Origin of the sequence: Isoptericola sp. NPDC057191, assembly GCF_042670225.1 — a bacterium.
Classification (GTDB): domain Bacteria; phylum Actinomycetota; class Actinomycetes; order Actinomycetales; family Cellulomonadaceae; genus Isoptericola.
The window spans coordinates 1-8,281 of sequence record NZ_JBHUWC010000180.1 but is presented as its reverse complement, the minus strand read 5'-3'; the positions used below and the strand labels follow the sequence as shown (position 1 = coordinate 8,281).

11 protein-coding genes and 1 pseudogene are annotated in these 8,281 nt (G+C 74.6%); 6 read left to right on the top strand and 6 right to left on the bottom strand.

Annotated elements, in window-relative coordinates; genetic code table 11:
• Positions 1-68 precede the first annotated feature (68 nt).
• Positions 69-1,064 carry an aldo/keto reductase gene (locus ACFT55_RS17115; protein WP_380245047.1) on the bottom strand — a complete coding sequence of 332 codons (996 nt, stop codon included), beginning with the start codon at positions 1,062-1,064 and terminating at the stop codon, positions 69-71.
• A 134-nt stretch (positions 1,065-1,198) separates the two neighbouring features.
• Between ACFT55_RS17115 and ACFT55_RS17110 the strand changes: the two genes are divergently transcribed.
• Positions 1,199-2,125, top strand: a complete 927-nt coding sequence (locus tag ACFT55_RS17110) for an aldose 1-epimerase family protein (protein WP_380245046.1) — start codon at positions 1,199-1,201, stop codon at positions 2,123-2,125.
• Positions 2,126-2,284: 159 nt separating this feature from the next.
• Positions 2,285-2,887, top strand: a complete 603-nt coding sequence (locus ACFT55_RS17105; RefSeq protein ID WP_380245045.1) for a GDSL-type esterase/lipase family protein — start codon at positions 2,285-2,287, stop codon at positions 2,885-2,887.
• Between the two features lie 30 nt (positions 2,888-2,917).
• Here the strand turns inward: ACFT55_RS17105 and ACFT55_RS17100 are convergent, their stop codons facing one another.
• Together ACFT55_RS17100 and ACFT55_RS17095 are read right to left on the bottom strand one after the other, a co-directional pair.
• Positions 2,918-3,445, bottom strand: a complete 528-nt coding sequence (locus ACFT55_RS17100; RefSeq protein WP_380245044.1) for a DUF664 domain-containing protein — start codon at positions 3,443-3,445, stop codon at positions 2,918-2,920.
• Between the two features lie 34 nt (positions 3,446-3,479).
• Positions 3,480-4,280, bottom strand: a complete 801-nt coding sequence (locus ACFT55_RS17095) for a DUF4097 family beta strand repeat-containing protein (protein WP_380245043.1) — start codon at positions 4,278-4,280, stop codon at positions 3,480-3,482.
• 155 nt (positions 4,281-4,435) lie between these two features.
• Between ACFT55_RS17095 and ACFT55_RS17090 the strand changes: the two genes are divergently transcribed.
• A complete protein-coding gene (locus tag ACFT55_RS17090; protein WP_375791718.1) occupies positions 4,436-4,510 on the top strand; it encodes a 50S ribosomal protein bL37 in 75 nt (24 codons plus the stop codon).
• Between the two features lie 111 nt (positions 4,511-4,621).
• On the opposite strand, the gene rsrA is transcribed toward ACFT55_RS17090, so the two are convergent.
• The 3 genes from rsrA to ACFT55_RS17075 all read right to left on the bottom strand — a co-directional run bounded on the left by rsrA (position 4,622) and on the right by ACFT55_RS17075 (position 6,858).
• Positions 4,622-4,903, bottom strand: a complete 282-nt coding sequence (gene rsrA, locus ACFT55_RS17085; RefSeq protein ID WP_380245042.1) for a mycothiol system anti-sigma-R factor — start codon at positions 4,901-4,903, stop codon at positions 4,622-4,624.
• Positions 4,900-5,799, bottom strand: a complete 900-nt coding sequence (locus ACFT55_RS17080) for a sigma-70 family RNA polymerase sigma factor (RefSeq protein WP_380245041.1) — start codon at positions 5,797-5,799, stop codon at positions 4,900-4,902. Before ACFT55_RS17080 ends, rsrA begins: the two co-directional genes overlap by 4 nt.
• A gap of 66 nt (positions 5,800-5,865) precedes the next feature.
• Positions 5,866-6,858 carry a helix-turn-helix domain-containing protein gene (locus ACFT55_RS17075; RefSeq protein WP_380245040.1) on the bottom strand — a complete coding sequence of 331 codons (993 nt, stop codon included), beginning with the start codon at positions 6,856-6,858 and terminating at the stop codon, positions 5,866-5,868.
• A 93-nt stretch (positions 6,859-6,951) separates the two neighbouring features.
• Between ACFT55_RS17075 and ACFT55_RS17070 the strand changes: the two genes are divergently transcribed.
• The 3 genes and pseudogenes from ACFT55_RS17070 to ACFT55_RS17060 form a co-directional block, all read left to right on the top strand.
• Entirely contained in the window at positions 6,952-7,098 is a 147-nt protein-coding gene (locus ACFT55_RS17070) for a hypothetical protein (RefSeq protein WP_380245039.1), read from the top strand.
• A 63-nt stretch (positions 7,099-7,161) separates the two neighbouring features.
• Positions 7,162-7,716, top strand: coding sequence for a DoxX family membrane protein (locus tag ACFT55_RS17065; RefSeq protein ID WP_380245038.1), 555 nt, complete (start codon positions 7,162-7,164; stop codon positions 7,714-7,716).
• A 60-nt stretch (positions 7,717-7,776) separates the two neighbouring features.
• Positions 7,777-8,281 (top strand): annotated as a pseudogene (locus tag ACFT55_RS17060) (3-phosphoshikimate 1-carboxyvinyltransferase); the annotation flags it as partial.

The following is an 8,281-nucleotide window of genomic DNA, read 5'->3' as shown; positions in this document are numbered from 1 at the left end:
GTGCGGCCGCCCTCGTGCTACCTCGTGCTATGTCGTGCTACCTGGGCCCGTCCTGGGCGGCCTCGGCATCACCACTTGTCGTGGACGTGCTCCCGGATCGCCTCGTCGTAGATCTCCCGCACGCCGGAGGTGAACAGCGGTCCGAGCACCTCGGCAGAGCCCGCCGCCGCGTTGAGCCGCGCCTGCTCGGCGCTGCGGGCGCCGGGGATGACGGTCGAGACGCCGGGCTGCTGCCACACCCAGGCGATGGCGGCCTGGGCGGGGGTCAGGTCCTGCCCCGCGGCGGAGCCGGCGAGCTCCGTGAACCGGGCGGCCGCGTCGACACCGACGTCGAAGGGCACGCCGGCGAACGTCTCGCCGACGTCGAACGCCTTGCCCTCGCGGTTGAACGTGCGGTGGTCGTCCTCCGAGAACGTCGTCTCGTGGGTGTACCGGCCCGACAGGAGTCCCGAGGCGAGCGGCACCCGCGCGACGATCCCCACGCCCGCCGCCGAGGCCGCGGGCAGCACCGCCTCGAGGGGCTTGAGGCGGAAGGCGTTGAGGATGATCTGGACCGTGGCGACGCCGGGCCGCGCGATGGCGGTGAGCGCCTCGTCGACGGTCTCGACGGAGACGCCGTAGGCAGCCGTCACCCCCTCCTCGACGAGCGTGTCCAGCGCGTCGAAGACCTCGTCGTCCGAGTACACGGCCGTCGGCGGGCAGTGCAGCTGGACGAGGTCGAGCGTCTCGACGCCGAGGTTGCGACGCGACCGGTCGGTCCACTCGCGGAAGTTAGCGAGCACGTAGTTCTCAGGCACCTGGTCGACCCGCCGGCCCATCTTCGTGGCCACGGTCAGCCCGTCGTCGCGGTGGTCCGCGAGGAACGCGCCGATCGTCTGCTCGCTGCGGCCGTCACCGTAGACGTCCGCCGTGTCGTAGAAGGTCACGCCGGACTCGAACGCGGCATCGAGCACCGACCGGGCCTGGTCGTCGTCGACCGAGCCCCAGTCCGCGCCCAGCTGCCAGGTTCCCAGGCCGACGACCGACACCAGCCGGCCGGTGCGGCCGAGCACCTGTTTCTCCATCGTTCCCCCGTTCGGTGGCGACGCCGTGCAGACGGCGGCGCGGGCCCCTCGCGCGCGAGGAGACGTCTCGTCAGATCTGGCTCCCCTACGCTACGTCGCCCGCACCGATCCGGCGTCCCGACTACGGTGTGAGCGTGAACACCGCTGACTCCTCCGCCGTCCCCGCCCCGTCGGGCCGGCAGTTCCGCATCGCCGCCGGCGAGCACCGCGCCACCGTCACCGAGGTCGGCGCGATGGTGCGTGAGTACTCCGTCGCCGGCCGCGACGTCTTCGTCCCGTTCGCCGAGGACGAGCCCGCCCCCGTCTTCAACGCGGCCGTCCTGCAGCCCTGGCCCAACCGCCTGCGCGACGGCGCCTACACGGTCGACGGCGTCCACCACCAGGTGGCTGTGAGCGAGCCGGACCGCGGCACCGCGCTGCACGGCCTCGTGTGCTGGTACCGCTGGACGCCGGTCGAGGTCGCCGACGACGCGGTGACCCTCGAGCTCGCCCTCCCGGCACAGAAGGGCTGGCCATTCCAGCTCGTGCTGCAGGTGCGGTACGCGGTGTCCGACGCCGGGCTGGAGGTCGTCACGCGGGCCCGCAACGTCGGCACCGGCACCGCGCCCTACGGGGTCGGCTTCCACCCGTGGCTCTCGACCGGGGGCGCCCCCCTGGACGAGTGCACCGTGAGCCTGGACGCCACCACGCACGTCACGGTCGACGACCGGCTGCTGCCGACGGGTACCGAGCCCGTCGGCGGCCCCTACGACCTGCGCACCACCCGCTCGCTCGCGGGGCTGGACCTCGACGACGCCTGGGTCGACGCGACCCGGGACGAGGCCGGGCTGTCCTGGGCCCGGCTCGGGTGCCCCGACGGGCGCACGGCCGCGATCTGGATGGACGACTCGATGGACTGCTGGCAGGTCTGCTCGGCCGACCACATCGCCGGTCACGAGCGCTTCGGGCTCGCCGCGGAGCCGATGAGCTGCGTCGCCGACGCCTTCAACACGGGCGAGCGCCTCGTGCGGCTCGCGCCGGGCGACGAGCACGTCGTGCGGTGGGGGGCGACCCTGCTCTGACGTCTGGTCTGACGTCTGGTCTGACGTCTGGTCTGGCGTCTGGGGCGGCGCAGGGAGCCCGTCGCGCGTCGCGGTACGGCGTGGGATCCTGCCACGCGGCCCGGCGTGCCAGAGAATGGCCGCGCAACTGCGAGACAGGACTTGGACGGTGAAGGCTCTGTGACCCAGACCGAGGTGCGCATCTGCGTCGTGGGCGACGAGCTCAGCGTGGGCGTCGGGGACGCCCGCGCCCTGGGGTGGACGGGCCGCGTCATGGCCCGCACCCGGTTCGGGCGTCCCGCGATGGCGTTCACGCTGGCCGTGCCCGGCGAGACCAGCTCCGCGCTCGGCGCGCGCTGGCAGGCGGAGACGGAGTCACGCTTCGGCCCGGAGGACACGTGCGAGAACCGCCTCGTCGTGGCCCTCGGCCGCCACGACGTCGACTCGTCCCTCTCGGTGGCGCGGTCGCGGCTGAACCTGGCGAACATCCTCGACGTCGCGGAGGCGAGCCGGATCCCGGCGTTCGTCGTCGGCCCCCCGCCGGGCCGGTCCGAGGACGGCGACCGCATCGCGGAGCTGTCGGCGGCCTTCTCCGACGTCGCCAGCCGGCGCCGGGTCCCGTACGTCGACACGTACACCCCGCTGGCGCAGCACGAGCAGTGGCTGGCCGACCTCGCGACGAACGGCTCGACCTACCCCGGGCAGGCCGGCTACGGCCTCATGGCGTGGCTCGTGCTGCACACCGGCTGGCACGCCTGGCTCGGCCTGCCCGGCGACGAGTGACCCCGCCGGCGGGCGCCGAGGCCGCGAGCCTCAGACGCCCGCCCGCCGGGCGAGGCCGCGCACGTAGGCGGCCTGACCCACGTGCTGCAGGTCGTCGGACGCCACGCTGACCAGGCGCACCGCCAGCGTGACGGGCGGGTCCCAGCGGGTGTCCACCACCCGCTCCAGGTCGGCGGGGGTGAGAGTGCCCAGGAACGCCGTCGTGGCGGCGTGCACGTCCTCGAGGTAGCCCCCGAGCACGGCGCCGTCGGTGCGGACGGCGGCGACCTGCTCCGGCGAGTGGCCGTACCCGGTGTCCGCGACGTCGAACGGCAGGGCGAGCTTCTCCGCCCAGCCACCGGCCGTCCAGCGCTGCTCGACCCCCGCGACGTCCGCCACGTGGTCGTCCTGCACGCGCGTCAGGTGCCAGACCAGCCACGCGACGGTGTTCGCCTCCGGGTCGGGCCGGTACGCGAGCTGCTCGGCGGTGGCGCCGCGCAGCACGCGGCGGACCTCCCCGGCGACGCGGTCGAACGCGTCGGTCAGCAGGGCGACGTGGGGTGCGGACGGTGACGGCATCGTTCCTCCTCGGCGGCGCCCGGGCGGGCGCCGGTCAGCGACGGTCGACGGTGACGTGCGCGGACGTCACCGTGGCGGACAGGTAGGCGGCCCCGCGCCCCTCCGCGGGCTGCTCCCCGTGGTCGACGACCAGGGTGGCACCGGCGCTCGGCAGGACGGATCCGTCGAGGACGACCTGCCCGGACGCCCCGCGCACCCGGAGGTTCACGGGCGAGCCGGCCGGCAGGCGCAGGTCGATCGCACCGGAGACGGTCTTCGCGGTGATCATGGGGCTGGGCTGCGTGGCGGCGATGGTCGCGGCGCCCGAGACCGTGCTCAGCGAGACCCTGGCCAGCGCGCCCGCCAGCGCGACCGAACCGGCGGCGCTCGTGGCCGACACGTCACCCGTGTGCTCCTGCGCCGACAGCGCTCCGGAGACGGTCTTGAGCGACATCGGCCCCGTGGTGCCGGTGGTACGGACGGCGCCGGTGACGGTCTTCACGGCGATCTTGTGCCCACCTGCGACGTCGACGTCGGCGCCGAGCGTGCCGACGTCGACCGCGGCGTCCGCCGGGACGACGACGCGCACGACCGCACGCTCGCTCTGGCGCGGGTTGCGCAGCTTCGCCAGCACGGAGTCGAGCACGGAGCTCTCGTACCCGACGCGCAGCCGGTCGCCGTCGCGCGTGACCTGGACGGGCTTGGCGCCGACCTCGACCAGCTCGATCCGCACGCCGGTGGCCGCGGGGTCGGCGATCACGTCGGCGCGGCCGTCCTGGAGGCGGAGCGTCACCCCCGTCGCGTGCTCGACGTCGATGGTCTGCGGGGCGGCGATCGCCCACGACTCCGTGCTCATGAGGCTCCCTGTGGTGCTCGGGCTGCTGGGGACGGGTACCACCCTGTCAGAGCACCCGCGGTGCCGGGATCGGGGATGCCCCGGATTCCGACCCCGGGCCTCTGGTGTGGGACCATGGGCCCGACCCCTCGTCCATCCTTCGTGAGGAGACCACCATGAGCAAGCGCGGTCGCAAGCGTCGTAGCCGCAAGGGCAACGGCGCGAACCACGGCAAGCGTCCCAACGCCTGACGCGCCGAGGTAGCAAGACGATCGCCGAGGTAGTCCCGGCGGGGCACGGCCTGTGGTCACAGCCCCACCGGAACTACCTCGGCGATCGTCGTCTTCCGTCGCCCAGCGGGCCTACTCGGCCGTGGACAGGACCGTCAGCTGCGCGTGGATGCGGACCCGGAGGGTCTCCGGCGCCCGCTCGGAGCAGGACCGGCGGACGAGCTGCTTGACGAGCTCCTCCACGCTCAGCTCCGCGAGGCACGGTGCGCAGTGCGCGACGTGCGCGCGCATCCGCTGCTCGTCCTCCGGGGTCATCTCGGAGTCGAGGTACTCGTTCAGGTGCACGAGCGCGTGCTCGCACTCGTTCTCCCCCTCGGCACGGTCGTGCGGGATGGGGGTGACGGGGTCGGTCATGACGCTCCTCCACGAGCCGAGACCAGTCCGCGCTGCGCGGCGTAGTCGGCGAGCAGCTCGCGCAGCTGCCGGCGCCCGCGGTGCAGCCGGGACATCACCGTCCCGATCGGCGTACCCATGATCTCGGCGATCTCCTTGTAGGGGAAGCCCTCGACGTCGGCGTAGTAGACCACCATGCGCCGGTCCTCGGGCAGCTCCTGCAGCGCCCGCTTCACGTCCGAGTCGGGCAGCCGGTCGAGAGCCTCGGCCTCGGCGGACCGCAGGCCCTGCGACGTGTGCGACGCGGCGCGCGCGATCTGCCAGTCCTCGACGTCCTCGGCCTGGGACTGCTGCGGCTCGCGCTGCTTCTTGCGGTAGCTGTTGATGAACGTGTTGGTGAGGATCCGGTACAGCCAGGCCTTGAGGTTCGTGCCGGGCTTGTACTGGTGGAACGCGGCGAACGCCTTGGCGAACGTCTCCTGCACCAGGTCCTCGGCGTCCGCGGGGTTGCGCGTCATGCGCAGCGCGGCCGAGTAGAGCTGGTCCAGGTACTGCAGAGCGTCGCGCTCGAAGCGCGCGGCGCGCGCCGCGCTGCTCTCACCCTCGGGGGCACGTTCCGTGTCCTCGGGGATCTCCTCGCTGTCCGGGGTGTGCCCGGTGCTCCCGTGCAGCGCGTCGCCGCCTGCCGGGTCCAGATCCTGGGTCATCACCGTCGAGCCTAGTCCAGGCACTGGGTGGGGTCCTCCGATCCACGGGTTCTGCGGGGTGGTGCGGCCGGCCGTGCTCGTCGTCAGGGCGTCCGCCGGGACGGCGAACAGCCGCACGGACGCTGGTCCGGTGGCGGGGCCGGCGGCGATCGCCGTCGGCGAGGTGCGGGTGTTCACGTCGTGGTGCAACCGTGCGAGGGGCACGCGCATTCCCCGCGCGGTCCGGCCCGCGCGGGCGGCCCGCGGACCCGCCAGGGACCCGGCGCGAGGGCGCGCTCAGGACGCGAGCGGCGCGGCGAAGCGGCGCCGGTACGCGACGGGGCTCGTGCCGAGCTGGCGGGCGAAGTGGTGGCGCAGGACGGGGGCGCTGCCGAAGCCGCAGAGGCGGGCGATCTCGTCCACCGGCGCCGCAGTGGTCTCGAGCAGCTCCTGGGCCCGGGCCACGCGCTGGCGGGCCAGCCACGCCGCCGGCGTCGTGCCCGTCTCCTGCCGGAACCGGCGGGCGAACGTCCGCTCGGACAGCGCGGCGCGACGCGCCAGGCGCGGCACCGTGTGCTCTGCGGCGAGGTGCTCGCGCATCCACGACAGCAGCGCTGCGAGCGACTCCCCCTCGCGCGGCAGCGGGTCGACGACGAACTGCGCCTGCCCGCCCTCCCGCTGGGGCGGGACCACCATGCGCCGGGCGACGGCGCGGGCGGCGTCCGCACCGAGCTCGGACCGCACCAGGTGCAGCGCGGCGTCGATCCCGGCGGCCGTCCCGGCGGAGGTGAGCACGTGCCCGTCCTCGACGTACAGGGCGTCGGGGTCGACCGTGGCGGTGGGGACCTCGGCAGCCAGCCGCTCGGTGTGCATCCAGTGCGTCGTGCACCGGCGCCCGTCGAGCAGCCCCGCCTGCGCCAGGGCGAACGCGCCCGAGCAGATGGCGAAGAGCCAAGCGCCGCGCGCGTGGGCGGCGCGCAGCCCGTCCAGGAGGGCGGCCGGCAGCGCGCCGGCGTCGTCGGAGCCGTCGGCGTCGTCGGCCTCGTCGGAGTCGATGCCGTAAGCCACCGCGACGACGAGGTCCGCGTCGTCCAGCGCCTCCAGCCCGTGCTCGACCACCACGGGGAAGCCCCCCTTGGTCGGCACCGGCCCCGGCCGCGGCGTGCACAGCGTGAACTCGAACGCGGGCCCTCCGGTGTCGCTCCGGTCGATGCCGAACACCTCGTAGGCGACACCGAGCTCGAACGGGGCGACGCCGGGGACCACGACGGCCGCGACCTTCCGGATCATGTTCCCAGGGTCACACAGGGCTGGCGGGATGTCGATGCATCATGTCCCTTCTGCCACTCGTGGCAGGAGTTCGGTGCGCGAAGGATTACTGCCATGACGCTCTCGATCCTGTTCCTCGTCGCCCTGCTCGTGGCCACCTACGCCGCCCGCCTCGTCCGCACGGTCCGCCGCGACGGGCTCGGCACGCGCCGCCCGCCGCGGTCGCACCACGACTGGTGGGACGGCGCACCGCTCGCCTGACCGACCCGCCGCACGCGCGCACGTCGCCGCGCAAGCGCGCGGGGCCTCTGCCACAGTGGGGCCATGCTGCTGCGCCGTATCGCCCGCCCCCTCCTGGCCGCCCCGTTCGTCTACGACGGCGTGCAGGCCGCGCTGCACCCGGCCGAGCACGTCGACGCCGCCCGGGACAGCGCCGCGCTGGTCGCCGACGCCGTCGGGGCCGAACCCTTGAGCGACAAACAGCTCGGCCTCCTGGTCCGGGCGCACGGCGCCGCCACCGCCGTCGCGGGCGTGCTGCTCGCCGTCGGGCGGACCCCGCGCACCGCCGCCCTCGCGCTGGCCGCTCTCACGGCCCCGCTCGCCGTCGCCCACCAGCCCTTCACCAGCAAGGGTGCGGAGCGCAGCCTGCGCACGGCCGCCTTCGTCAAGGACCTGGGCAAGATCGGGGCCGCGGTCATCGCCGGCGTCGACCTCGAGGGGCGTCCCGGCGTCTCGTACCGCGTGCACCAGGCGCGCGTGCACGCCTCCCGCCTCGCCGAGGCGAAGGCCGACACCTTGCGGGCGAAGGCCGGCACGGTCAAGGCCGCGACGACCGCCGAGGCCGCGAAGCTCCGCACCAAGGTCGCCGAGGCCGTCTGAGGGTCGTGCCCGGCGAGACGCGCCGACCTCCGCGGGCCCCGGTGAACTAGCCTCGGAGCCATGACCTCTGCCGTCCCGCCGCACGCCGCCCCGACCGACGCCCCGATCGAGGGCCTCGGCGACGACGGCTGGGCGGCGCCGCTCGCGACGGCGCCGCTGGACGCCACCGTGGAGGTGCCGGGCAGCAAGTCGCTCACGAACCGCCTGCTTGTCCTGGCCGCGCTCGCCGACGCCCCGGGCACGCTGCGCGGGGCCCTGCGGTCGCGCGACGCCGACCTCATGATCGGCGCGCTGCGCTCCCTCGGGGCGCGGATCGACGAGGGTGACGACCCGAGCACGCTCCACGTCACGCCCGGCGCCCTGCGCGGCGACGCCGACGTCGACGCCGGTCTCGCGGGCACCGTGATGCGGTTCCTCCCGCCGGTCGCCGCGCTGGCCGACGGCCCCGTGCGGTTCGACGGCGACCCCGAGGCCCGGGTGCGGCCGATGCTGCCCGTGCTGGAGGCGCTGCGCGCGCTCGGCGTGCGGGTCACCGACGCCGACGGCGACCGCCCCACCCACCTCC